Source organism: Actinomadura sp. NPDC048021, from assembly GCF_040653135.1.
GTDB classification, from domain to species: domain Bacteria; phylum Actinomycetota; class Actinomycetes; order Streptosporangiales; family Streptosporangiaceae; genus Spirillospora; species Spirillospora verrucosospora.
This window is the reverse complement of the sequence record NZ_JBEZJQ010000009.1, coordinates 1-24,190: the sequence shown is the minus strand read 5'-3', so window position 1 is coordinate 24,190 and position 24,190 is coordinate 1. Positions and strand designations below refer to the sequence as shown.

20 protein-coding genes and 4 pseudogenes are annotated in these 24,190 nt (G+C 68.1%); 14 read left to right on the top strand and 10 right to left on the bottom strand.

Annotated features, from left to right (window positions below; translation table 11 throughout):
* Positions 1–76: 76 nt before the first annotated feature.
* Together AB0C87_RS16505 and AB0C87_RS16500 are read right to left on the bottom strand one after the other, a co-directional pair.
* Positions 77–1,249: a glutathione-independent formaldehyde dehydrogenase gene (locus AB0C87_RS16505; RefSeq protein WP_360578223.1), complete on the bottom strand. Its 1,173-nt coding sequence runs from the start codon at positions 1,247–1,249 to the stop codon at positions 77–79.
* A 17-nt stretch (positions 1,250–1,266) separates the two neighbouring features.
* Positions 1,267–2,526 carry an amidohydrolase gene (locus AB0C87_RS16500; RefSeq protein ID WP_360578221.1) on the bottom strand — a complete coding sequence of 420 codons (1,260 nt, stop codon included), beginning with the start codon at positions 2,524–2,526 and terminating at the stop codon, positions 1,267–1,269.
* Positions 2,527–2,667: 141 nt separating this feature from the next.
* Between AB0C87_RS16500 and AB0C87_RS16495 the strand changes: the two are divergent.
* From AB0C87_RS16495 to AB0C87_RS16485, 3 genes and pseudogenes are all read left to right on the top strand, one after another.
* Positions 2,668–2,901, top strand: a pseudogene (locus tag AB0C87_RS16495) (TRIC cation channel family protein); the annotation flags it as partial.
* A gap of 74 nt (positions 2,902–2,975) precedes the next feature.
* Positions 2,976–3,110: pseudogene (locus tag AB0C87_RS16490) on the top strand (TRIC cation channel family protein); the annotation flags it as partial.
* Positions 3,111–3,212: 102 nt separating this feature from the next.
* Positions 3,213–3,359, top strand: coding sequence for a hypothetical protein (locus AB0C87_RS16485; RefSeq protein ID WP_360578506.1), 147 nt, complete (start codon positions 3,213–3,215; stop codon positions 3,357–3,359).
* A 211-nt stretch (positions 3,360–3,570) separates the two neighbouring features.
* Here the strand turns inward: AB0C87_RS16485 and AB0C87_RS16480 are convergent.
* Positions 3,571–3,884 (bottom strand): annotated as a pseudogene (locus tag AB0C87_RS16480) (IS5/IS1182 family transposase); the annotation flags it as partial.
* A 63-nt stretch (positions 3,885–3,947) separates the two neighbouring features.
* Here AB0C87_RS16480 and AB0C87_RS16475 point away from each other — a divergent pair.
* From AB0C87_RS16475 to AB0C87_RS16455, 5 genes are all read left to right on the top strand, one after another.
* A complete protein-coding gene (locus AB0C87_RS16475) occupies positions 3,948–4,475 on the top strand; it encodes a GNAT family N-acetyltransferase (protein WP_360578219.1) in 528 nt (175 codons plus the stop codon).
* A gap of 96 nt (positions 4,476–4,571) precedes the next feature.
* Positions 4,572–4,895, top strand: coding sequence for a Tn3 family transposase (locus tag AB0C87_RS16470; RefSeq protein WP_360578217.1), 324 nt, complete (start codon positions 4,572–4,574; stop codon positions 4,893–4,895).
* 60 nt (positions 4,896–4,955) lie between these two features.
* On the top strand, positions 4,956–5,564 hold the full coding sequence (locus tag AB0C87_RS16465; protein WP_360578216.1) for a dihydrofolate reductase family protein: 609 nt from the start codon (positions 4,956–4,958) through the stop codon (positions 5,562–5,564).
* 26 nt (positions 5,565–5,590) lie between these two features.
* A complete protein-coding gene (locus AB0C87_RS16460; RefSeq protein ID WP_353832882.1) occupies positions 5,591–5,992 on the top strand; it encodes a VOC family protein in 402 nt (133 codons plus the stop codon).
* A gap of 145 nt (positions 5,993–6,137) precedes the next feature.
* Positions 6,138–6,359, top strand: a complete 222-nt coding sequence (locus tag AB0C87_RS16455; RefSeq protein ID WP_353832883.1) for a hypothetical protein — start codon at positions 6,138–6,140, stop codon at positions 6,357–6,359.
* A 102-nt stretch (positions 6,360–6,461) separates the two neighbouring features.
* On the opposite strand, the gene AB0C87_RS16450 is transcribed toward AB0C87_RS16455, so the two are convergent.
* Positions 6,462–7,103 carry a carbonic anhydrase gene (locus AB0C87_RS16450; RefSeq protein WP_360578214.1) on the bottom strand — a complete coding sequence of 214 codons (642 nt, stop codon included), beginning with the start codon at positions 7,101–7,103 and terminating at the stop codon, positions 6,462–6,464.
* A 747-nt stretch (positions 7,104–7,850) separates the two neighbouring features.
* Between AB0C87_RS16450 and AB0C87_RS16445 the strand changes: the two genes are divergently transcribed.
* The 3 genes from AB0C87_RS16445 (at position 7,851) to AB0C87_RS16435 (ending at position 13,665) form a co-directional block, all read left to right on the top strand.
* The gene (locus AB0C87_RS16445) at positions 7,851–8,126 is read left to right on the top strand and encodes a hypothetical protein (RefSeq protein WP_360578213.1); all 276 of its coding nucleotides are present in this window, start codon (positions 7,851–7,853) and stop codon (positions 8,124–8,126) included.
* Between the two features lie 305 nt (positions 8,127–8,431).
* The gene (locus AB0C87_RS16440; protein ID WP_360578211.1) at positions 8,432–9,949 is read left to right on the top strand and encodes an MFS transporter; all 1,518 of its coding nucleotides are present in this window, start codon (positions 8,432–8,434) and stop codon (positions 9,947–9,949) included.
* Between the two features lie 482 nt (positions 9,950–10,431).
* Positions 10,432–13,665, top strand: a complete 3,234-nt coding sequence (locus tag AB0C87_RS16435; protein WP_360578209.1) for a WD40 repeat domain-containing protein — start codon at positions 10,432–10,434, stop codon at positions 13,663–13,665.
* Positions 13,666–14,427: 762 nt separating this feature from the next.
* On the opposite strand, the gene AB0C87_RS16430 is transcribed toward AB0C87_RS16435, so the two are convergent.
* Entirely contained in the window at positions 14,428–14,901 is a 474-nt protein-coding gene (locus tag AB0C87_RS16430; protein ID WP_353832886.1) for a hypothetical protein, read from the bottom strand.
* Between the two features lie 117 nt (positions 14,902–15,018).
* Between AB0C87_RS16430 and AB0C87_RS16425 the strand changes: the two genes are divergently transcribed.
* On the top strand, positions 15,019–15,219 hold the full coding sequence (locus AB0C87_RS16425) for a DNA-binding protein (protein WP_360578207.1): 201 nt from the start codon (positions 15,019–15,021) through the stop codon (positions 15,217–15,219).
* Positions 15,220–16,010: 791 nt separating this feature from the next.
* On the opposite strand, the gene AB0C87_RS16420 is transcribed toward AB0C87_RS16425, so the two are convergent.
* Entirely contained in the window at positions 16,011–16,310 is a 300-nt protein-coding gene (locus AB0C87_RS16420; RefSeq protein ID WP_360578205.1) for a hypothetical protein, read from the bottom strand.
* 136 nt (positions 16,311–16,446) lie between these two features.
* Between AB0C87_RS16420 and AB0C87_RS16415 the strand changes: the two genes are divergently transcribed.
* Together AB0C87_RS16415 and AB0C87_RS16410 are read left to right on the top strand one after the other, a co-directional pair.
* Positions 16,447–21,288, top strand: a complete 4,842-nt coding sequence (locus tag AB0C87_RS16415; RefSeq protein WP_360578203.1) for a caspase family protein — start codon at positions 16,447–16,449, stop codon at positions 21,286–21,288.
* A gap of 315 nt (positions 21,289–21,603) precedes the next feature.
* Entirely contained in the window at positions 21,604–22,200 is a 597-nt protein-coding gene (locus AB0C87_RS16410) for a hypothetical protein (RefSeq protein WP_360578201.1), read from the top strand.
* Here AB0C87_RS16410 and AB0C87_RS16405 read toward each other — a convergent pair.
* The 4 genes and pseudogenes from AB0C87_RS16405 to AB0C87_RS16390 all read right to left on the bottom strand — a co-directional run.
* Complete coding sequence (locus AB0C87_RS16405) at positions 22,197–22,484, bottom strand: transposase family protein (protein WP_360578199.1); 288 nt, start codon at positions 22,482–22,484, stop codon at positions 22,197–22,199. The genes AB0C87_RS16410 and AB0C87_RS16405 overlap by 4 nt on opposite strands.
* A gap of 34 nt (positions 22,485–22,518) precedes the next feature.
* Complete coding sequence (locus tag AB0C87_RS16400) at positions 22,519–22,767, bottom strand: transposase family protein (protein ID WP_360578500.1); 249 nt, start codon at positions 22,765–22,767, stop codon at positions 22,519–22,521.
* A gap of 510 nt (positions 22,768–23,277) precedes the next feature.
* Complete coding sequence (locus tag AB0C87_RS16395) at positions 23,278–23,427, bottom strand: hypothetical protein (RefSeq protein ID WP_360578198.1); 150 nt, start codon at positions 23,425–23,427, stop codon at positions 23,278–23,280.
* 319 nt (positions 23,428–23,746) lie between these two features.
* A pseudogene (locus AB0C87_RS16390) lies at positions 23,747–23,857 on the bottom strand (hypothetical protein); the annotation flags it as partial.
* Positions 23,858–24,190 lie beyond the last annotated feature (333 nt).

The following is a 24,190-nucleotide window of genomic DNA, read 5'->3' as shown; positions in this document are numbered from 1 at the left end:
GGAGTTCTGGAGGCAGCACGCCAACTGCCAAGGTCCTGGCCGGCCATCTTTCATGGTCAGCCAAGGTCGGCGGCTGCTACGGGTGGAGGACGGCTTTGATGACACCGGCCTCGCGGCGATCGAAGGCCGCGTACAGGGCCGGGGCCTGCTCCAGGTCCGCGTGGTGGGTGACGACGAACCCGGGGCGGGCGATCCCGGAGGTGACCAGGTCGCGTAGCGGTACGGTGTAGCGGCGGTCGTGGGTGCGGCCGGTCCCTATCGTCACTCCTTTGCCCCACAGTGTTCCCCAGGGCAGGCGCAGTGCACCGTCGGCGCTGCCTTCCGGGGCGGGGTGCAGGTCCTTACCGGCATAGAGGCCGATGATGCCCAGATGGCCGGTCTGGTTGATCAGGCGGGCCAGATCGGCGAGGACCTGGGTCGGCTTCTCCTTGGAGAAGTCTGCTCGGTCGCGGGCCTGGAAGCCCACTGCGTCGATGCCGCAGTCGACGCCGTCCAGCGGTTCCTCGCCGCGCGGCAGCCCGGTGCTGCGCCGGTGGTCGCGGATCTGCTCGACGGGGTCGCCGTCGGCGGCGTTCACCGGTACGGCGCCCGCTTCGGCCGCCTTGTCCAGCCGCTCGGGTATGCGATCCACCACGAAGACCTCGGCGGCGCCGCGCAGCCGCGCGCTGTAGGCGGCCAGCAGGCCGATGGTGCCGGCGCCGAACACCGCCACCGTGCGTCCGGGGCGGACCTGGGCGAGTTCGGTGGCGTGCCAGCCGGTCACGAACGCGTCGGCCAGGGTGACGAAGTCGTCCTCGCGTTCGTCGCCGGGCTCGCCGGGCAGTGGCACGCAGTTGGCGTCGGCGTACGGGACGCGCAGCTGGTCGGCTTGGGCGCCGGTGTAGTGGCCCATTCCGGCGTACCCGTAGGCCGCGCCGAAGCCTCCGGGGCGTACGCGCAGGCAGGCTGCCGACAGGCCGCGTGCGCAGTTGGCGCACAGGCCGCAGAACAGATGTGTCGGCAGGACGACCCGGTCCCCGGCGTTGATCGTCTGGACCCCTGGCCCGGTTTCCGCGACCGTCCCGAGCGCCTCGTGCCCCAGAACCATGCCCGGGTCGGCGCCGGTCCGGCCGTCGTACATGTGCAGGTCGGTGCCGCAGATCGCGCTGGAGGTGATGCGCACGAGCACGTCCGTCGGCTCCTCGATCCGGGCGTCAGGTACCTGCTTGACCTCGACCTCCCGGTCGCCTTGGAACACCACTGCTCTCATCTGCGTCTCCTTCCGGTCTACCGCGCGGCGCCGAGATAGGCGAGGGGAGCGACCACGGCTGCTTGGACAGCGGTGTCCAGCGTGGGCTGGATGACGGGGGCGAACGCGGCGCTGTGGTTGGCCGGGATGTCGGTGGCCACAGTTCCCCTCCTGGCGGCCGAGGCGTACCGGTCGGGATCCACGCCACCGAACCCCCAGAAAGTGAACGGGACTCCGAACGCCTTGGGGATCTGACTGAAATCCTCGCTGGCCGTTTGCAGAGGGAGCGGCCGGGCCCGGTCGCCGAAGAAGTCGTCGAACGCGGCGGCGACCTTGCGGGTGGTGTCGGAGTCATTGACGGTGGGCGGGAAGCTGCCGAAGTGCTCGATGTCGGGAGGCTTGGACGCGCCGGACGCCGAGCATTCGGCGGTGGCGATCCGTTCGATGGCGTCCCTTATCTGGTTGCGCGTGTCGTCGTCATAGGCGCGGACGTTCAGCTGAATCTCGGCCGAGTCGGGGATGTTGTTGGGGTTGGAGCCGGCGTGGATGCTGCCCACGGTGAGCACCGCCGGGATCAGCGGGCCCAGTTCGCGGGAGACGACCGTCTGCAGCCGGACGACGGGCATCGAGGCCATCACCACCGGGTCGATGCCCATGTTCGGGGCCGAACCATGAGCGGACCGGCCGTGGACGGTGATTCGGTAGTTGTCCGCCGCTGACAATGCCGACCCTGACCGGGTGAGTACCTGCCCCGCCGGATATGGCAGCACATGCTGGGCCAGGCACACGTCGGGCCGGGGGACCTGGTCGGTGAGCCCGTCCTCGACCATGGCGTCGGCGCCGTCACCGGGCTCCTCGGCGGGCTGGAACAGCACGGTGTAGGTGCCTTTCCAGGCGTCCTTGGCCTTGGCCATCAGTTGTGCCGCGCCGAGCAGGGCGGCCACATGGGTGTCGTGCCCGCAGGCGTGCATGACAGGCCGCCCGTCCCCGTCGGTGACCGTGCTGGCGTACGGCAGGCCCGTCTCCTCCTTGATCGGCAGGGCGTCCATGTCAGCGCGGAAGAGCACATGCCGGCCACCCCCGTTGTCCAGCACGCCGACCACGCCGTTGCCGCCGATTCGATCGTGCACCTGGTATCCCCAGGAGTTCAGGCGTTCGGCTACCAGGGCGGACGTCCGCGTCTCCTGATGCCCGAGTTCGGGGTGGGCATGGAGATCGCGGTAGAGAGACTCCAGATCAGGCCTGATGTCGTCCAGCCCGGACAGCACCCGCCCGGCACCCCCGGTTGCAGTGACCATCGCCCTTCCTCTCACCCGAAAAGGTGACGCTCTGCATGCTTATCGTTATAGGGGCCTAAGCGCGCCAAACAGCCGCAAACGTTCGACAAGGCCGCCGGTCGCCCGCCCCTGGCTCCGGCCGGTGATCCTTAAGATCACCGTGTGGGGATCGAGACGATCACGACGGTGCTCGACCTGACCGGGGTGTTCATCAACGGGCTGCTCGGGGGCGCGGTGGCGCGCAAGCGCGACCTGGATCTCTTCGGGTACCTCTCGATCGGGCTGGTGTCCGGGCTGGGCGGTGGTCTGATCCGCGACACGCTTCTGCAGCACGGGCCGCCGGACGCCCTCACCAACGCCTTCTACATTCCCACCGCGCTCGTCGGCGGAATGCTGGCCTTCCTGCTCCAGTTCACTGAGCAGGACTGGAACCGGGTGTTCTACCTGCTGGACGCCATCGCGCTCAGCGTGTGGGCCATCACGGGGGCGCAGAAGACCCTGGACGTCGGCTCGGCTGGCTCCCCGCGCTCCTGCTGGGGACCATCACGGCGGTCGGTGGCGGCGCTGTCCGGGACCTGCTTCTCCAGCGCGTCCCGGCGGTGTTCGGCGGCAATGCCCTCTACGCCTCTGTCGCGCTCGTGGTCGCCGGGATCCAGGTTGCCTGCTCCGGGCTCGGCGCCCCCGTCGCCGGAACGGTCGCGGGGGTCGTGACCGGCACCGCCCTGCGGGTGATCGCCTACCGGCGGGGCTGGGCACTGCCCGAGGGAACGACCTGGGAGCCACGCGACGTCCTCGGCAAGGTCACCCGCCACGACCGGCGCGACCCCGACCACCGGCCACCCAACGACGAGTAAGCCCTGACGAGCAGGAGGCCGTCGGCGCACCGTGTCACCCGCACGAACGCTCCCACTCACGGCCCCGCCCGGCAGCGAAAACTCAGACACCGCACCAGTCTCCGTTACTGCTTCCTAGCAACAGAACGTTCCTTATCGCTACGACGCTCCACTCGTGGGACGCCACGCACAGGGTGCGGCCTTCCCGGCGGCGACGGCGCATCTGACATCGGCTGAGGCTTCTGCCGACGGCAGACTTGGCTCCGGACTTCTCCCACGCCTTGCAGTCGTTGCGGTTCCCGGCGGGCGGCCGGCCGACCACGACGACCGGGCGGGTTTCGGCGTCGATGACGACCATTAGTGCGCCAGTACGCCGCGACCAGCGTGCCCGGTCCTCCAGCGGAAGGCTCCACGGCCGGCCCTTGCGGACGGCGCGTCCGAACCCTCGTGCCGCAGAACCGTCACCAGTTCGCCTAACTGCCGCGGGCTCAGCCCGGTGAACGGGACTGTCCAGGACGGCTCCGACGCCTTGATCACCAGCCACACGGTCCGCGTGATGCCGAACAGAAATTGATGGTGCGGCACGGCTCTGGCGTCAAGAATCACCGGATGCATGAAGTGAAGCTGTCCGACGGGATCATCGCTCTGTCCCCCCTGCGCCTGGACGATGCGGAGGCGCACCTCGCAGGGGAGGACGAGCTGCTCGTTCGCTGGCTCAACGGCGGCCCAGGCACGCGACAGGGCATCGAGGCGTACTTCCGGCACTGCCGGGAGCAGTGGGACACCGCCGGACCACTCCGCGCGTTCGGCATCCGGACGGGTCCCGACGAGGTGCTCGTGGGCACGATTGACTTGCGATTCGCAGGAGAGGGTCTGGCGCCCGGCCAGGTGAATGTCGCCTACGGCCTCTATCCGTCCTGGCGGGGGCGTGGCCTGGCTACCCGCGCGGTCCTGTTGGCCTCCCAGTACGCGGCGAGTGAGGGCGCTGCGGAGGCGGTAATCCAAGTGGAGCCGCGGAATCCCGCATCTGCCGCAGTCGCGCAGCGGGCAGGGTTCACTCCCGGCAAGCCGACACACAGCAGCGACGGCACAAGGTTCGACCGGTACATCCGGGACCTGCACGCCGCCACCCGGTGACGACCAACAGTTACGGGACAGCCCTTAGCAGTACGACCAGATGGTCAAGTACGCCACCGCGCTGCGGCTGGGCACGGCCGAGGCCGAGTAGGTGCTGTGCCGCTTCACCCAGGGTCCCAGGACCCCACCTACAAGGCCATCGAGGAACTCGGCAAGGCGGTCAGGAGGGTGTTCGTCGCCGAGTACGTCGCCTCCCCGGAGCTGCGCCGGGAGATCCACGAGGGACTGCAGGTCGTGGAGAACTGGAACTCTGCCAAAACGACCTGTTCTCCGTCAGCGCCGGCACCATCCCGCGCAGCGACAAGGACCACCAGGAAGTCTCCATGCTCAGCCTGCACCTGCTCCAGTCCGCGCTGTAGATCTCCGGAGGGAGCGGTCGACCTTGAACCCCTGACGAATCACGGTTGGCCGCGACGATGAGTTCTCCGCCCGCCCGTGGTCTCTCCTGGAAGAACGGCATGATCGACGAGGCGGAGTCGAATGGGCAAGGTTGTTGCGCAGGCATCGGTGTCTCTGGACGGGTTCATCGCGGGGCCGGGCGGTTCGGGATTCGACCGCCTGTTCGCGTGGTGCACCGCTGGGGAGGTGGCGACGCCGTCGGCGCAACCCGACCGGCTCACGTACCGCACCTCGGCCGGGTCAGCGGGCTATCTGCGCGACACGATGGCGCGCACCGGGGCCTTGGTGGTCGGCCGGGGCCAGTTCGATCTGACCGGTGGATGGGGCGGGTCGCATCCGATCGGGGACGTGCCCGTGTTCGTGGTGACCCACCGGCCACCGGAGGGCTGGGTGAATACCGTCACCCCGTTCACCTTCGTCACCGACGGCGTCGAGTCGGCGATCCGGCAGGCGGTCGCGGCCGCCGCCGGGCGCGATGTCGGCGTCGGCCCGGGGAGCCTGGTCGGCCAGGCCCTGGACCTGGGGCTGCTGAACGAGTTGCGGCTGGACCTGGTGCCGGTCGTGCTCGGCGGCGGTGTACGCATGCTGGACGGCGTCGGGGCGGCGCCGGTCGACTTCGGCGACCCTGAGGTGATCGTCGGCGCCGGGGTGACACACCTGATCTACCGGCGTTCCGTTCCCGCCACCTGATCTGTTTCCTACCTGGAGTGTGCGTGATGACGCAGATGAAGTTCGAACTCGTACCGGTGCCGGTCGCCGATGTGGACCGCGCCAAGGCCTTCTACACCGACAGGCTCGGGTTCGCGGTCGACGTGGACGTCGAACCCGTGGCGGGAACGCGGATCGTGCAGCTGACCCCACCGGGGTCGGCATGCTCGATCTTGTTGAGCACCGGACTCCCGGGCATCGCGGAGATGACGCCGGGCTCATTGCGCAGTCTGCATCTGGTGGTCGCCGACGCGCGCGCCGCCCGCGCCGAACTCGCCGCGAAGGGAGTCGACGTGGGTGAGGTCGACGAGCACGAGGGCGCCATGCTGTTCGTGCCGTTCGCGGACCCCGACGGCAACACCTGGCTGCTCCAGGAGATGCCGTGGCGCTCCGCCGACTTCACGCCCTGACCGCCTGCGGCAGGGCCGACAAGCTTGGCCTCCCACGCCGGTTACGGCTGGGCCGGGCGGTGCGCTGGTTGCCAGGCCGAACACCTCGCCCCTGCCGCAGCCGGGCAAAGCGGGCTGAGGACAGCGCCGGGTAAGAAAGTGGCGGGTGGCGCAGGTCACCGGGTGGTGTGAGGCGGTCGGTCAGGATGCCACGCGCCAGCTCGGCGATCTGGCCACCTTGCAATCGGAGGCGGCGCATATGCGGGCGTTGGCGGTCCGCTGCCAGCTGGCCGACGCGGTACGCAAGCCGCAGGGCGCGGCCGAGGAGTTCCGGCAGGCCCGGATCCTCGTCCAGTCCCCAGAGTCGACCGGCCGCGCGAACACATAGCACAGGCCCGCCGCCGTCGCGTGATCCCAAGATGTGGGAACCGGCGCCGCGCCCCTGGTGGTCGGGACCGCGGGTGGCCGGGCCCCGGTGGTCGGGACCCGGTCAGGGCACGGCGGAGATCGCAGTGTCCAGGCCGCGGGCTACGACGATCTCGGCGTTGCCGTCGGCCAGGCGGTAGCGAAGGCCCACCACTGCGGCCTGCCCGGCGGTGACCCTGTCGGCGAGTGCCCGGGAGCGGTCCAGCAGCAGGTCGACGGTGTGCCGTACGTGCTCGGCCAGGATCTGTTCCGGCTCGGCTCGTCCGGCAGCGCGGGCGGCCAGCACGCTGGGCGTCACCCGCTCGACAACATCCCGGACGTACCCGGCCGGTGGCATGCCGTGCTCCAGCGCGGCGCACGCCGCGCCGACCGCGCCGCACGAGTCGTGACCCAGCACCACCACCAGCGGGCAGCCCAGAACTTCCACGCCGTACTCGATGCTGCCCAGTACCTCCGGCCCCATCACCTGGCCAGCGGTACGCACCACGAACAGGTCGCCAAGACCCCGGTCGAAGATGATCTCGGCCGCCAACCGGGAATCGGAACACCCGAACAGCACCGCGAAGGGCTGCTGGGCCGGGGCGACCTGGCTGCGGCGGGCGGCGTCCTGGTTCGGGTGCTCGACGGTACCCGCGACGAAACGCCGGTTGCCGGCCAGCAGCAAATCCAAGGCCTCGCGGGGCGTCGGGTGCGTGATCTCGGTCATGGCCGCAGCCTATGAGCCGGTCACAGCCGCCGCATCTCTGCCCTGCGCCCTGGGGTGTTGCGGCCCTGAGTCCCCGCGCGACACCCTCCCCGGGTCAACAGAGACCTGGTCTCACGGCGGCTCGGGCAACAGGATCGGCTGAACCGTCCGGCAGCGACGCCTCGACCTCCTGGCCGCGAACGCGGCGGCCGAGCCTGCTGCCCCGGGGGCGAGCGCTGCCGGCGGCGCGGGGGGCGAGTGGACCCCGGTCCCTGACACTTGATGGTGTTCGCTGCGGTCCAGGGCCGCCTTCGTGTTCGAGCTTCGCACGGTCTCGGGGCTGAGAAGTTCTGACCTCACCTCAGGGCCGGGCGGGCGCTCCCCAGCGGGACGGGGAATGGGAGAGGCTTGGGCCCGCCCCAGGTGCGCCATCCGCTGATGGTCCTGGGCGCGGTGTCGGCGCACGCGTTTCCGCGGGTTGAGGAACCTGCGGAACCGGGGTGCCGATGACGAGGATGTGCGTCGTTCGCCGACCGCCCACGGCACCACTGCGGTTCCATAATGACCATGATGCGAAGAAGGTCATCGGCCGCCGTCGTCGCCGTTGGTGTCGCTGTCGTGTTCGCCGCTCTCTCGTCCTGTTCCTCTGCTTCCCCGAACGGGTCTCCCGCCAAGGGCCAGCCCGCCAGATCCGGTTCCGGGTCACCGGCACCCGATCCCACGCCGACCGGGCCGTGCGCTGATGGGACGTGCGAGATCAAGGTCGCCGTGGGCGACGTTGTGACAGTGCCGGGAAAGTACGGCCTCGGGCCGATCGAGGTGACGGCGATCACCGGCCGCGCGGTCGAGATGGTCGCGCCGCTGACGGGGTCCGGCTACAGCATTTCGGGCTGTTCCGGTGGCGGCGGCGTTTCGTCGCAGGGCGGCGACGTCCGGCTGAGCTGCGAGAAGGGAACCACCGCGACCATCAACAACGCCATGAGCCTGGAAGTCGCCGAGATCCTCGACGCCGCCGCCGTCCTGCGTATCGAACCCACCGGGTGAACGCTGGAACCAGGTCTGGAACCAGCTCACACCCAACCGGCGCAGCCAGATACAACCAGCCACATATAGGAGACCTCAAGGAGCATTCCTCGACCGAGTGCCTCCCCAGATCGCATGCACGTAGGCGGCGATCTGCCGGAAGGTACTCAGCCTTGTACCAACCGCCGGTAGGCGTCCGCGCCAGCACTCCCCACCAGCATGACGAGGTGGGGCATATGGGAGTGGAACAGGTTCATATCGCTCAGGACGTCTACGACAAGCTCGGTGAGCGGGCGTTGCAGGAGATCGCTCGATAGCTTTGGCCGGTGGACCGTCAGACGTGCGGTTTTAACAATCGCTTGCCGTCGACCGAGCACGCCTCCTCTTCATCATCAGGTGACTTCTCCGGCGCGCTGGTGCTGATTACCGTCTCTGGCGAACGTGAAAGACGGCACCGCCGAGGCGCCAGCCACATCGGGTCAGATACTCAGCGCTCGGCTCGATACGGCTTGAACACTGACTGGCTGGAGGACATGACGGAAGCCTCATCGCGGGCTCGTCGGTTGTTCCTGGGCGGGCAGTCGATGTCTCTGCTCGGTGACGGCTGCGCGGTGCTCGCTGTGCCGCTGCTGGTCCTGCAGTTGACCCGTGACCCGTTGGCGGCGGGTCTGGCGGCCGCGCCGCGCGGGATCGGCTATCTGCTGGTCGGACTCCCCGCGGGGCCGATCGTGGACCGGCTGAATCCGTGGGCGGTGCTGGTCGCCATGGATGTGCTCCGCGCCGGGGTCTTCGTGATCCTTCCCGCGTTGGTGTGGCTGGGGGCTGCCCCGCTGGGGGCCGTGCTGGCCCTGGCGTTCGTGGGCGGGGCCGCCACGGTGTTCTTCGACGCCGCGTTGACCGTCGCCGTGAAGGACCTGTTCCCGGCCGAGGGGTTGCTGAGGGCCAACTCGGTGCTGGAGAGCGCCGACCGGACATCGCAGATGGTGGGCCCGGCCATCGTCGCTCTGCTCGCCACCTGGGTCGGTGCCGAAACCGCGTTACTGGTCAACGCGGCGACCTTCGCGGTGTCGCTGGCCACCCTGGTGCCGCTGCTGATCGAGGTGAGGGCGGTGCGGACGCGGGGCGATGACGCCTGGAATGCGCGGTTGCCCGGTCCTCCGGCGCCCGGCAGGGCCGGCCGAGCCCGGATGACACCGAGGTCGGTTCGCCTGATACTCCGCAGGCTCTGTGAGGATCTTTGGGAGGGCCTGCGGTTCATCGTCGGCTTTCGCCCGCTGCTGGCCCTCACCATCGTTCAGACCCTGGTCAACCTCTGCCTGGCGGTGGACACCCTGATCGTCTACTTCGCCCGCGTGCAGCTGGGCCTTCCGACGCCGCTGGTCGCCGCCGTGATCACGGCGGGCGGGGCCGGCGGGATCGCCGGGGCGGTCACCGCTCCGTTCATCGCGGCGCGGCTGGGGGCGATGCCCTCGATCAGCCTGGGCATCCTGCTGGCGGCAGGCTCCCTGCTGGTCATGGGAGCCAGCACCGGGTGGGCGCCCCTGCTGGCCGCCAACGCCGTGCAGATGTGGGCGGTGTCGATCGCCAGCGTGATCAACCGCAGCACCCGGCAGCGCTGGATACCCCGCGAGCTTCTCGGGCGAGTCACGACAGCAGCACGAGCGCTGTTCGTCGCGGCGACCCCTGTCGGTGCCGCCGTAGCCGGCGCGGTGACCAAAGCGTCCGGCCACGACCCACGCCCGGCCTTCCTGGGCGCCGGCCTGCTGATCGGCGTCATCATCGGCTGCGGCTGGTTCGGCGCGCTCCGGCGATACGACCTTCCGGCTGCAGTACCCGACTCCTGAGGCACCGGTCCGCTTCGCACGAAGGCCTGCGGGCATCTCAACACGCGGCTTCTGGCTCCTGAGGAATCACCGCTCAATGCGGGCTTGATTGTGGCCGCGAAAAGCAGCAACGCTTGTTCGCTGGTTTGGGCGACGGGCGCCAGTGAACCAGGGCAGAGATGCCGATGAGATCTGGTGACGGTGTATCGCCGTTGGCCAGCCGGTTGCTGCTCAAGCCCCGACCTGCGACCTGTCGGCATCGTGGCCGGGCACCGCCCAGTCGACAGGCCGCGGCACGGGTCGCGCCGCCGCGACCGGTCGCGGTCAGCCCGCAACGTTGGTAACCCTTGGCTGGGCGGCCTCTTCTGGGTTGGTCCCGGCGGCCCGGACACGTCCCACCAAGAACATGGAGAGCGGGCGTGGCCTCCGGGGGTCTGACACTGGTGGAACGAGGCTCGGCCAAGCTCGCGGCCCTCGTCGGCACCCTCCGCTAGCATCCCCGGATGATCTTCTCGGATGCCGAACACCCGGCCGATCGCATCCTCACCGACCCCGCCCGGCTGGTGCACGACGACCCTGATGAGATCCTCTCGCTCCTCTCCCATGCACGCAGCGGCCCCGCCCGCTTGGCTGCGGCGGTTTACCGTACTTCCCTGCAACGCCACCGCCGGGTCGACCCCGCGCGGCGCGCCCAGGCGCTCTCGCTCGACGCTGCGCGCTGGGGCTCCGACGACCTCGCGCGTGCCCTGGCCGCAGTGCCGGTAGCCTCCGGGCACGAAGGCGCAACCGTCGACTGGAACACCGGGATGCCGCCTAACGACCGCCTGATCCGGCGGTTCTCCGGCCGCACCGACCGCGTGTCCGCGATGGCGACCGCGGTCCTCGACGGCCGGCCCGTCGTCGTCACCGGCAGCTACATCAACGACAACGTGCGCGTGTGGGACCTCGCCACCGGCACCGAATCGAGCGAACCCATGGCCGCCAACCCCACCGCCCTCGCCACCACGGTGCTGGACGGTCGTCCCGTCGTCGTCACCGGCGAGCTGCGGGGCGGCATCCGCAGATTCGACCTGGCCACCGGTGCCGAGATCGGCACCGCGATGCCCGCGCACGACTGCGCCCACGCGATCGTCATCACGCGGCTCGACGGGTGCCCCGTAGCGGTGAGTTGCGCCTACGCGCCCGACGCCGTGCAGGTGTGGGACCTCGCCCGGGGAACGCGCATTGGCGAGCCGCTCGACGGCCACACCGAGCTGATCGAAGGTGCGGACCTGGCCGAGGTCGACGGACGCACGGTGCTGGTCACCTCCAGCATCGATCGCACGGTGCGGCTGTGGGACCTCGCCCGCGGCACGCAGATCGGCGAGTCTCTCGACTGCTACGGCAGTGCCGTGGCGACGACCGTCCTGAATGGCCGCGCGGTGGCGGTTACCGGCGGCGGGCCCGACCAGGGGCTGCTCATCTGGGACCTCGCCGACCGCATTCCCATCGGCGCGCCCCTGCACGGCCATCAACTGCGCCCCGCCGACATCGCCATCACAGAGGCCGACGGGCGACCGGTCGCCGTCAGTGCCGGTTACGACCGCACCGTGCGGCTGTGGGACCTCGCCGAGGGCCTCCAGCTTGGGGACGCCCTCACCGACCACACCGACGCAGTGACTTGCGTTGCCGTCACGAACCTGGACGGGCGCCCCGTCGCCGTCACCGCGAGCCGCGACGACACCATGCTGCTGTGGGACGTCTCCCTGCGGGGCTCGGCCCGGCCGCGACCGGAAGCGCGAGAGGACCGCCCGGCCTGGCGCCTGGATTGGGCCACAGGCTCCGACCTCAGCGAGCGCGCGCTCATGTCGATCCCCGGCGAGACTCACGCGCTGGCAGCCGGTTCCCTCCACGGCGATCCCATTGTGGTGTCCGCCAGCGACCGCGAACTGCGGGTGCTCGACCCCGCCACGGGGGAACGGCTCGGTAAGCCCATGACCGGCCATGGCGAGCGGGTGACCGCAGTGGCGGCCACCGAGCTGGACGGGCGGGCCGTCGCGGTCAGCGCCTCCGCCGACAACACGGTGCGGCTGTGGGATCTCGCCGGAGGCGCCCTTATCGGTGAGCCGATGAAGGGGCACACCCGCACCGTGGAGGCGGTGGCCGTCGTCGAGGTCGACGGGCGCGCCATCGCCGTCACCGGCGGACGCGACACGACGGTGCGGATGTGGGACCTCGTCGAGCGCACCCAGATCGGCGAGCCGATGACCGGCCACACCTCCCCGGTCAACGCCATCGCCGTCACCGAACTGGACGGCCGCCCTGTCGCCCTCACCGCAGGCGGAGACTTCCCCCGCAGGGACACCGCCGTGCGGATCTGGGACCTGGCCAACCGCGAGCCGCTTGGCGCGCCCCTCGACGCCGGCACACGCGAAGTGTCGGCGATCGCCACAACGGTGCTCGATGGCCACCCCGTCGCCGTCGTCATGGCTCACGACGATGACACCGTCGTGTGGGACCTGGCCACGCGCACCGAACTCTGCCGCCTGCCGACCGCGCGCCACCGCCCCCAGGCCGTCGCCGTCGCTAAGGTGGACGGGCGCGCCGTGGTCGTCATCGGCGATGGCACAGGCGAGGTCCTGGGCGGCACCGTGCGCCTGTGGGACCTCGCCACCGGCAAGCCGATCGGCGACCCCCTGGCCACCGACTCCACGACGGCTGTGGCCGTCGCCGAGATCGGCGGCCGACCGCTCGCGATCACCGGGGGAGCCGGCTCCGTGCGCGTGTGGGACCTGTCCCCGAATCCGCCGATCCCGGCCCGTCCACGCACGGGCCACCTCGGCGGACTGGTCGCCGTCGGGCTGACCGAGATCGGTGGCCGCCCGGTCGTGGTGACCGGCGCCTACCGCTCGGGCACCGTGCGGACCTGGGACCTCGACAAGGGCGAACGCGTCGGCGCCCCGATCGACGTGGGCTATCTCAGCGACATGGCGGTCACCAAGGTCGATGGCCGCCCCACTGTCGTCATCAGCCCGGACAACGACTTCGGCGCCTGGGACCTCGCCACCGGCGAGGAGCTGCTGCGCTACCCGACCGACCACGTCGCGGAGGTGCTCGCGATCGCGGTAGCGCACGACCGCGACCGTCAGCTGGTCATCACCGGGACCTACGACAACGCGGTCTCCGTCCACGTCCTGGGCAGCGGGGCACGGGCCGGCCGGCGCAGGACGACCCTGCACGGAGACCCCGTTCGCGCCGTCGCCGTCGCTGAGGACGACCAGGGCCGCCCGCTCGCGGTCACCGTGGGCGGCTCGGTGTCGGCCGAGGCCAACGTGTGGCAGGCGCGCAACGGCCGCCAGGTGTGCTGGGCGGACGCGGGCCACACCGACGACGTGAACGCCGTCGCCACGCTGCTCCTGAACGGCCGGAAGGTGGCGGTCACGGCGGGCCGCGACAAGGCGGTTCGCGTGTGGGGCGTCGACGACGGCAATGCCGTCCTGCCACCGCTGAGCGGCCACACCGGCATCGTCAACGCGGTGGCGGCGGCCATAGTCAACGGCAGGCCGACCGCGATTTCAGGCGGTGACGACCGTACCGTCCGGGTGTGGGACCTCACCGGTGGAAGCCCGGCCGGTGACGAGCTCGTCTTCCCGCACCCGGTGACGGCGCTCGCCCTCAGCCCTCAGGGGCGCATGGTCGTATGCTTCGGCGGCGACGTCGCGGTGTTCACCCAGTTTCCTGGAGGTGCACAGGGGTGAGCGGGCGAGGGGCCGGGGCCAGGCGGTGCCGAGCATGAGGGCGAGCAGCACGCCTCGGCCTCGGCACTGAGCTGGTGCGGCTGGGGAGATGAACGCCTCCACCGGCGCCCACCCGGCCTCCACCCGGATCTGCGGTCGGCGCTCGGCGACGTAACGCCCCACGATCCCGTGCGGACACCTGCGCGCCATGCTCGCCGACGAGTCGATCGAAAATTCGCTGACGGTGTGGCGCTGCTTCCCCGGCGCGGTCAGATCGGCCCGCAGCATCGTATCGATCAGCGGCTTGTAGTGATCCAGCCGCGACGCCCGCGGGGCCATCTTCATGCGCGGCTGCGGCCATGGCCGACTCCAGCGCCTTCCGGACGGTCGGGTGGGACACCCCGTGCTTGCGCATCGCTCCGCGGACCGACAGGCCCGCCTTCACATCACGGCGGATGGCCGCGTCCAGGTCAGTCTTGGACGAAGACCGTCCTCACGGCACCAAGCCCTGAAACCAACTCAATGCGGTCCTGCTGACCTCAGTGATGGCGGCTGCGCCTCACTTGGGATCCCGGCCCGCGATGCGCACCATCGCCGGTCACGGGTTATGGCGGCCGCGATGCCCAAGCCAGCAGTGGGCCTGTCACCGCGAGATCATGCACAACGGCCTGCCAGCCCATATGCATCGAAAAGCCACCGCACCCGCCGAGCCGCCTTCCTGACATGTCTGGGGGCCCCGCATACCGCCGGTACAGGAACGCGCTACTGGGCCGCGGGTCCAGGTCACGATCCATAGGACGAGAGGGACAAGGCCGCTCGAAGTTGCTCACACAACGCTTCCACCTCGGTCTCGCCTGGTACGGCCCCTTCATGGAACATCGCCATCTGCAGTGCTGGGCCGAACGCGTCGAACCGGGCCATGTCAGCCTTCACCGCGGGCTGGACCACGAAATGCAGGTGGCCCGGCACAGCATTCGCATGGGACCAGAGGCATACGTAGACCTGCTCCGGCTGGACGACCTTCGTCACCGCTGCGGCCACTCGCTGCAGCAACGGACCCAACGCCGCGCTCTCGACCACGTTCAACTCGGCGACATGGACGACGTGCCGCACCGGCTTGACCACCAGCGTCCCCAGGCCGAGCGGGCCCACCGAGTGCTCGACGACCCAACCCGACGACTCCGCCAGACGACCTCCGGGAAGAGGGCGGACCCCGACAAGAAGATCGCACGCGAGACACCCAGCGACAGGTTCCATAGAAGCCATCCTCCAGGCATCAGAACGCAATCGCCGCAAGAGATTCGCGCCGGCTGGCGATTCCCCGAATCAGCTCACCATCAAGACCGAGAAACCTCAGAAGCAGGAGGCAGTCGTATGCGACCGCTGACGAACGCTGAACTTGCCGAACTTCCTACCGTGGTCGACATCAGCACCGCCGCCCGAGCCCTCGGTCTCACCCGCTCTTACGCCTACCAACTCGCCAAACAGGACCAGTTCCCCTGCAAGATCCTCCGCATCGGCATCTGCTATCGCGTCCCCACAGCCGCCCTTCAAGCGCTGCTCGGCTCCGACTAACCGGAGCGCGCCGCTCCTGGCAGCTCGCTTGAGGGAGCAAGAAAGTCGGTCGAACGCTGAGGGTGCGGAGCTGACCATCTCTGGGATGCCCGTCCGGCCCGCCGGGATGGCGTGAGCTGTGGGCCGGAGGGAGCCGGGTTTGTGGATCCGGCCCTCCGGTTGGGCGGTCGCTGGCCTGAGTGTCGCTGCGTCTGTGGCGCGCTGAAGGCCTGACGGTCGGCGCGGTTGGGTTTGAACACGGAGGAGAGGGCGCGGGGCGGTGCCCGCGTCTTCTGGCCCTGTGTGAACCGTCCGGGTGCCGGGAGAGACGGCCGGGTTCGCTAACGAACGGCTAACCAACGATCAAGAGGCCGGTTCTCCGTGGTGGAGAAACGGCCTCTGAGCTGGTACTTCTTGTCGGGACGACGGATTAGAACCCACGACCCCTTGGCCCCCAGGCACAGCAAACCAGTCGATCAAGGTCGATGGAAGTCGATCGGGGAGCCCCTCACCTGCAAGAACACCCTGGGGGAGTCGCGGCAGGTCCGGAGGAGTCCACCAACGCTGGCTCCCCAATTGGCTCCCCTGTGGCTCCCTCCAAGGTTGGAGGTGCTCAACGACGAACAAGACCATAATCGGCGGCGGAGGCCGCTGCAGTGTCAGTCGTCCTTGGTCCGTGTCGATGGAGTGGACTGCTGGCCAATGTCGCCTCTCACCTGATGAACACGGATGCCGGTGGGCGGATCCCAGTAGCTCGACCCCCTGCGGCTTAAAGGTCCGGAGTCCCCGGTGTCAGAGCGGTCCTCCCAGCGTCAGTCTGTGCTGATCTGTCCGTATCGAGCACGATTCTCGTGCCACATGATGCCGCCGCATGCCGATCCGTCTCGGAACCGCCGAGCCGACAACGAGCCGACATGGGCTGTTGGAGGTCTTGCGGCTTCCTCGTCAGCGGTCCTTTCTGACCTGAACGGATGAGGTTTTGGCATCCGCACCCAGGTCAGCACCGCCTGGATGCCGGCATCGGCCAGAACGGTGTCGAAGAGGTCAGGGAACTTGCTGTCCCGGTCACGGATCAGGAACCGCGCCCGGCGGCCAGCGTCCTCCAGGTTCATGGGCCGGGTTCCGGAAAGCACAGTACCCGTCATCTTCGGTCGCGCCGGTAGGGGCAGATCGGCCGATCTAGTGGAAGGGCGTCTTCCGATCGGGATAATGGTTGCTGATCCCAGCCACTCGCGTTAGGTGCTGCTTGTGAGCGATCGCCGTGCCCTCCTGATCGGTGTCTCGGAGTACGACGGCGACCTCTTCAAACCACTCGGCGGGACTGTTGATGCCGACATCGGTCGCATGGCGCAAGCGCTCGGGGAATCGGAGTACCTCATCGAACGCTGTGCCCCAAGCCATGGGGTGCAGCCCAACCGTGGGGCGATCCAGCAAGCCCTGCGCCGCGCCTGTGTGGAGGCGCCCGTTGGCGGCGTCCTGCTGATCTACTACACCGGCCACGGGATAGTGATTGGTGGGCAGTCCTACCTGGTTCCCAAGGACTTGGTCGCGGACCTGGAGGACAGCACTCAGCCGGACCCCGACAGCCTTATTCCGCTGGTGCCGAAGGCCGTCGAGAAGTGCCCCGCCAGACTGATCGTCCTGGTCGTGGACGCCTGCCGCGACGATCCGTCCGGCCGGTCCGCGCCCGGCTTGTCCGGCGGGCGGCTATACCACCCACCGAATGGCGCTTTCGTCCTGCTCACCAGCTGTGACCAGGGGCAGACGAGCGGATACGACGAATCGGGGAGCTTCTTCACTCAGATGCTGAGCGAGGTCCTCGCCCGTCGTCACCCCGCTCGCACGCTGGACGAAGTCTTTGAAGCAGCCAGGGAGCGGATGGCCCGCCGCATGGCGCACACTGACGCACCGGACCAGACCCCGCAGCGCACCTGGGCCAGCGACCGCGTCGCCGGCGCGGAGCTGATCTGCGAGGGCGACCGGATCAGCGCCGCCTGGGAGCGGGCCGTCACACGTACCCGGCTCTGGTCCCGGGCGAGTTGCGACGAGGACCTCGTAGAGAAGACCCGTAGTTCCGTCGTCAAGGTCGTTGAGACGTGCGCACGGGACTGGCTATCGTCCGAAGCCTTCCTGCGGGACCATGCCGGTCTGTCCGATCCATGGTCGTCGCACTTCTACCCGACCAGGGTGCTCGACGCCCTCGACATGTGCCTCAGCTCGGACGCGCGCCTGACAGCCCAAGAACTCGGCATGCTCATCGCCGCCCCGTTCCTACGCGAGGCGACCATGGCGGACGGTATCCGCGACGCGGCCCGCCTCCGACCGACCAACTTCGAGCGGTTGTTCGCCAAGGGGCTGCGTGACGACCTCGAACTTACCTTCGCGATGTACGACCACGTCTGCCGCCGGGCTGAGGGGCTGGAGCGACGTCATCGCCTCGAAGCCAGAGACGCCCTAGCCATGTGGCTCGTCCACCGCTGGCTCGTCGCCCGCCCCCGCCTCTGGGAGGGCGCCGCTGCTTGCGAGGTCTCCCGGCGGCTGGCCAGAGCGCTTTCTGCCGCTGAAAGTACTGGACGGCTCACCACCGACGAACTCGCCGAAGTGTCCAGGACACTAATGCACAGCGTGGGCGCCGACGCCGACGACCAGCGGCTCACCGAGCGAATCAAGGGCACCGACTTCACCGACACCACCCGCGCGCTGGCGGCCCTGCTCGCCGTCGCCGGCGTTATGGCAGCCGACACTCGCCGCATGCCGACGGTCGTCGTCGACCACCTGGGCATCACCGACGAACTCCAACTCGGCGCCCTCCAGCGCGCGGTCGAGCTTCTCACCTGGGAAGCCGAGGCCGACGGCACGCGTCGCCTGACCGCGACCTGCGACCACCCCGCCATCCACGACGCGCTCGAACACGTCGCGAAGGCAGCCGAGCGCGCCCGCAGCGAGTTCCCTGGGCTCGGCGGCATGGACCCGGAGCTACTCGAAGGGCTGCCAGCCCGCCTGACCCACGACGGCCTGCGCGCAGTCAACCGTGAGGGGCGCCCTGCGTACAAAACGCCCCTGCTCGCCTTCCGACTATCGGACGAGAAGATCCGCGAACTGCTCATGGGACGGCAGCTCTACGGGGATCCGTCCCTGGCGATCCGCGAGCTGTACCAGAACGCACTCGACTCGTGCCGGTACCGCCGGACCCGTCGGAGGTACCGCGAACTGCGCGGGCTCGATCTCGCTCCCTGGGATGGACGCATCACGCTTAGGCAGGGTACGGACGCTACCGGGCGCGGTTTCATCGAGTGCCGCGACAACGGTATCGGGATGACCGTGGAGGCGTTGAAAAACACTTTCGCCAATGCGGGCGAGCGTTTCGTCTATCGCCAGGACTTCCGTTACGAGCAGGCCCGCTGGCAGGAACTGGACCCCTCCCTGAGGCTCATTCCCAACAGCCAGTTTGGCATCGGCGTCTTCAGCTACTTCATGATCGCCGAGGAGATCGAGATCAAAACCCGGGCAGTCGACGAGGATGACCAGACCGGGCAGGCGAACCAAATCCGGATCGCGAGCAGCGGAAGCCTCTTCCAGATCACCACTGCGGCCGACAGCGAGCCAGAGGGTGGCACCACCGTACGCTTGTACCTTACCGGCGACGAGCAGGTCTCGGTGCTCCGGACCCTACGGCGCCTGCTGTGGCTGTCGGAGTTCCGGGTCGAGGCGACCGAGGATGAGGTGGGTAGCGAGACCTGGTGGCCCGAGACTCTCCGCCCTCCGGGCGGAACCGCCGAACTGCTTCAGCACGAGACCGACCTGTGGTGGGTCCCGGGCGAGGGCGGTATCACCGCTGACGGCATCAGGACCAACGAGGAGATGCACGGCCTCGTGGTCAACCTGCGGGACCAGAACCGTCCCCGCTTCTCAGTGGACCGGAACACCCTCCAGGGATGGAACAAGGATTGGGTCAGAAGACAGATCCGGGCTTCGCTCCCTCGGCTGGTTGAGTGGCCGCAGTTCTCCCTCACGTGGCTCTGGAAGGTCGCCGGGTCCTCCCCGGAGATCGCCCGGCAGATCTTCGACCACCTTGTGGAGAACGAAGGTGAGATCAGCATCGGTGGAACCTGGGGCCGCGACGAACGTGCTCCGATCCGAGAAATTGGATGCCTGCCCATCGATGAAATTATCATGGCCGAGCGCAACTACTGGTGGATTGGAAATCGAAATGCATGGATCCGGTCCTGGAGAATCGGTGTCTGGGTGAGCAGCGGGATCGTTGAAAGTTATGGAAACATCCCTATCCCGCGATCCCTGGAAGGATTTCCCACGGTGGAGCCTGCCGACGCCCATTCGATTAGAAAGATCTACGAGGGCGGAGATATCCTTAATAAGGCATCACTTGGAAGGCCACCCATCGGGCTCCTTCTTCAGACACGGAGCCCAAGAGGCGAAGTCCCGCTTGAGCGACTCCGTCGCCTGCGGCGGTTTGCGATCGCTGGCCTCGATGTTTCGCAGCTGCGCCATGTTCCACTCCCGACGCGCAATCTGGACGAGGAGGAGGAACCTCTCCAGTGGGCCTTGGCGGCGTGGGCCCGAAACGATGCCGGGCAGACTCTCTGCTTGGGTAGTTCGTTGGCGCGGGTCTCCGCCCATCTCAACATATCGATCGGTGAGCTTCTCCAGCGGATTGACGATCTCCTCCCGGGGGCCGTCTCCAGTTTGGACCGGAATCTCGATGGCCTTCGCGAGCATGTATTCAACAATATTGAGGTTAAACTGTTCACCAGGGATCTTGACGGTTTGGAGCCCTGGATCGGCTCGGAGGTGACTCCCGCGCATGTGGCCAAGGCTGTGGCCAGGCTCGATTTGGAAGTGTCGGCGATAATTGAGATATTCGACCGCTTTGCCCCTCTCGGTTACACGGTCGTAATGCGCGATTGTTATCCCGATGAGTTGACGGCCGCGGAGATCGGTGTCCTGCAGGTGATTCCCATGGTCGGCCGGGTGCTGGCTCCGATCGAGTTCCTGGCATTGGCGACGCGGCTGGAAAAGAACGTCTACGAGCTTGCTCGCGAACTTGAGCGGGTCGTGGCGGCAGGATTCTTCTCTATCCCCGACTTGGCGGGCCTCGGCGGCGGCTCTGCGACTGAGGCTGAGGCGGAGATACTGGATGCCATCGGGCGACGTCTGGACTCTGAGGGGAGGTACAGAGTAAGCCTCTGGTCGGTCTTGTGTGATGTCTTGGGAAAGATCGGAATCGAGGGGCGTCCAGGATATGAACGAAGGTTGAGAGATTACGCGAGACTGATTGAGCTGTTAGAGCCAGGGCGTCCTATCACCGTTCCTGAACTGCTCTACCTTGCCTGGGAATTGAAGGTGGACCTGGGTGCCGCAATCGAACAGTACGTTCGGGTTTTTGGTGATGCCGCAGATCTGTCCATGGTTCCGGAGGAAGCGTTGGAGTCGCGGATCTCTGGCCATCAATTGACTGAATATAGTGCACTCACTGGCGACCTTTTCGAATTCTACTATGCTGTGGGTCCAGTCGACTGGCGGATCGATCCTTGGCGTATCCTTGCATCATCTGCGCGTCTTCGTCTCTCGGTACAGGAGATGCTGGAGCGGCTCGACGAGTGTCGTGTGGTCGGAGCTCCCGTGCCCGAGGTGAGCGAATCCGTGGCGGCGGACTATCTGGAATTTTTCCCGGACAGTTACGACCTCGCCATGACGAGTGAGCCCGAAGAGGGCAACCGGGACCGTCCTGTCAACCGAATTGATGCGCTCCACCTCGTCAAGACCGCCGGGCGGTTCGGGTGGACATTGGCCTACACCGATCAGCGATTTCGTCGGATCGAACCGCTCGGACTGGAACTCGACTATCCGGCGGACGCCTGCCCGGATGGGCTCGTCCACTGGCAGGACCTGCTGGTGCTCACCACATTTCTGGACGGGCAGGACCCGGTTGTCAGCGGTGTGATCGGGCGCGATCACATCGCCGCGGCGGCGAGGGACGTCGAGGAGTCCGAGGAGCAGGTCGCGGCTCGGCTCCGTAAGTACCGACCCTTGTTCGGCTACACAGTGGAAGGCCACAGCGATGAACGGTGATCGGCTTCCGATCGAGACCCACCGCGCCGTCGAGTATCGGCTGGTTGACCACGGGTTGCAGGACGGCGGGTTCACCGTGACGCGCGCCGCCGACGGATCCCGGTACGACATCATCGGTGTCTGCCCGGGATGCGGGGCGCGGGTCGTCCGACGATGGACGTTCGGGCCGCCTGGGGTCAAGAGCCGGCGGGACGAACGACGCATGCCGAAGCCCGGGCCCCGTACGCTCACCTGTGATTGCGGCAGCGTCCACGAAGACCGGCCGCCGGAGAACTACGACAAGGGGTGTGGAGCGTTCTGGCAGGTGACGCTCCCGTGAGCCTCGACCGGTATCGCTGGGACATGAAGGCCCAGCAGCTTCGGTTCGGCAAGGTCGAGACGGCGCGGCGGCAGGCCGAGAGTTGGCGAACCGGCCTTGCCGGGCTTACCACGCTGTTCGGGGCAGTCTTGGTTGTGAAGGGTCGAGACGGGTTCACTGACCTGGAGACGTGGACAAGGTGGGGTGTCATCGCCTTGCTGCTTCTGGCCCTGGCCGCGCTGGTCGCCGCCACGCTCCGCGCTCTATCTGCAGCGCATGGATTACCGTCCGACGAGATCCTCATGACCGGAGAGGATCTAGAGAACTGGTCCGATGGCGAGGTCGTCCGTGTCCGGCGCTCCATGGCATGGGCCCTCGGCCTGACGCTGCTGGCAGTCTTCATGATCGCTGTCGCGGTTGTACTGACCTGGACGGCGCCGACATCGAAGCAGGGAGGAGTCCTCCTCACCGTGGACGCCGCCGGAGCGCGCTACTGCGGCAAATTCATCAGCGCCGCTGACGGCAAGGTGATCCTCTCCAGGGACAAGACCATGCGGATCATCCCGCTGGCAACGGTCAAGGCGATGGAGACCGTAGCAAAGTGCCCGTCCTAGGTGAGGCGGCGGCAGTTGCGCAGGATGTTCCACCACGTCATGTGCGCGAAGGTGTGCTGGAGGCGGGCGCGCACCCGTTTGTGGACGATGTTGAGCTGGTGCTGCCAGGCGGGTAGCTTGCTGCCGTCGCGGGGACGCCGGTAGGGCATGATGACCTGCCGGTTTCCTTGGTAGCCGCTGTCGGCTATCCCGCGCGGACCCCGGCACGCGGTATCGGCACCTGAATCGTGGAAGGCGGTGCAGCCGCTGTGGTTGCCCGGCACCGGACGTCCGACCGCGACCACCAGCTGGGTGTTTCGTCGATGACCACCTGCATGTTCACCGAGTACCGGTAGTTCTTGGACGAGGCGGTGACCGTTCGATCGTGGACGGGAACCAGCATCCCGTCCACGATCCGCACGGTTTCGGGGCGTGCTGGCCAGTGACCGGGGCGAGTGCGAGCAGCGGCGCCAGGTGGTCCACGACGCGGTGCGCGGCGGGCTTGGCCAGCCCGAAAAGCAGCGCGACCTGCCGCAGCGTGAGGTTGGTGCGGTAGCACACGGCGATCAGCAGCACCCGGTCGGCCAGCGGCGGACTCCACCGCCGCCCGGTCCCGGTCCACTCACCGCCCCGACCTGCAACGATCCCGCACCAGGCGGCGGAACTGCCGCACCGTCCCCGCGCAGCACCTCCGCTTCGAAAGGAGGCGCATGCGAATAACGCTGGTCCTGTACGAACGAGATTCCGGCCGAGCTCCGTGCCGCATTAGCGTCAGGTCCCTTTCGCCGAAGCCGAGGAGATCGCGAAGTCGCTCAACTACGTGGAGATGATGGCAGCCGCCTCCTACGCGCTCGAACGCGCGCGCCGCAGCCTCCCCGAAGTGAAGCAGTACGCGGCGGAAAACAGGAAACGGTGGCGGGCCAGGAAAACAGCGACGAAGAACGCCCGCACCGCCGAGACCGCCCCGCTCCACGCACCGTCCGCAACCAGCCGAAACGAACCTCACGCCAGACACGCAAGAACACCTAGCTTTCCGTGGACGCGCGTCGTGCCTGTGGGGAGCGCGTCGTCACCGGGGCCTGCGTCCGGCAACCCAAGTCAGGTCCGTTCGAGTGCGTGGCGGAGGTCGGAGGCCGTGGTGAAACCGATGGCCGGACGGTCCCGCAGCGCCTGGTCGAGGGTCTCGGCGAGGCGTTCGGGGACGGCCGGGGTCCTTTCCCGCACGGGGATCGGTGCGTCCTGCAACACGACCTGCCAGAGGTCCTTGCCGGAGGGAAGTCGCGGGGGTAGGCCCCGGTGAGCATCCAGTACAGGCAGGCGGCGAGTGCCCACACGTCCACGTCGGGCTTGCTGTACTTGAAGTTGACGACCTGCTGCCTCGGCATGAAGCACGGCTTGCCCATGGCGCTGCCCGTGCGAGTGAGCCCGCTGAGACCTGCTTGGTCGAAGGACTTGGCGAGGCCGAAGTCGCCGACCTTCGCGACGGGGGCCTCGCCGGGCGGCCTGGGTGCAGCAGGATGTTGTGAGGTGTCAGGTCGCGGTGTACGACGCCGTGCCGGTGAGCGTGACCGAGGCCGTCGAGCACCTGGAACGCGATGGGCAGCGCCTCTTGGACGGTGAGGGGACGGCCGAGCCCGGTGACGAACTCGTGGACGCTGCCGCCTGAGCAGTACTCCAGGTTGAAGAAGAACGTCCGGCCGTCGCTGCCGAGGTCGTACAGCGAGGCGATGTGGGGGACGCCGCAGTCTCCGGCTCACTTCGGCCTCACGCAGGAATCGCGCCCGCGCCCGGTCACCCGCAGCCACCTTGGGGTCGGCGAGCGCCGCCAGGGCCGGCTCGCCGACCGCAGCCTTGTCGATCAGGCGGCGTACGACCTCGCCCGGGTCGGACGATTCGAGCGCCGGACCGGAGGTCCCCGGCCTAGGCCGTGTTTCGAAGTAGGTGGAGCCATTCGTTGATGGCGGTGATCTCGAGGGTTGCCTGGTAGCGGACGGAGAGCTTGTCGTATCTG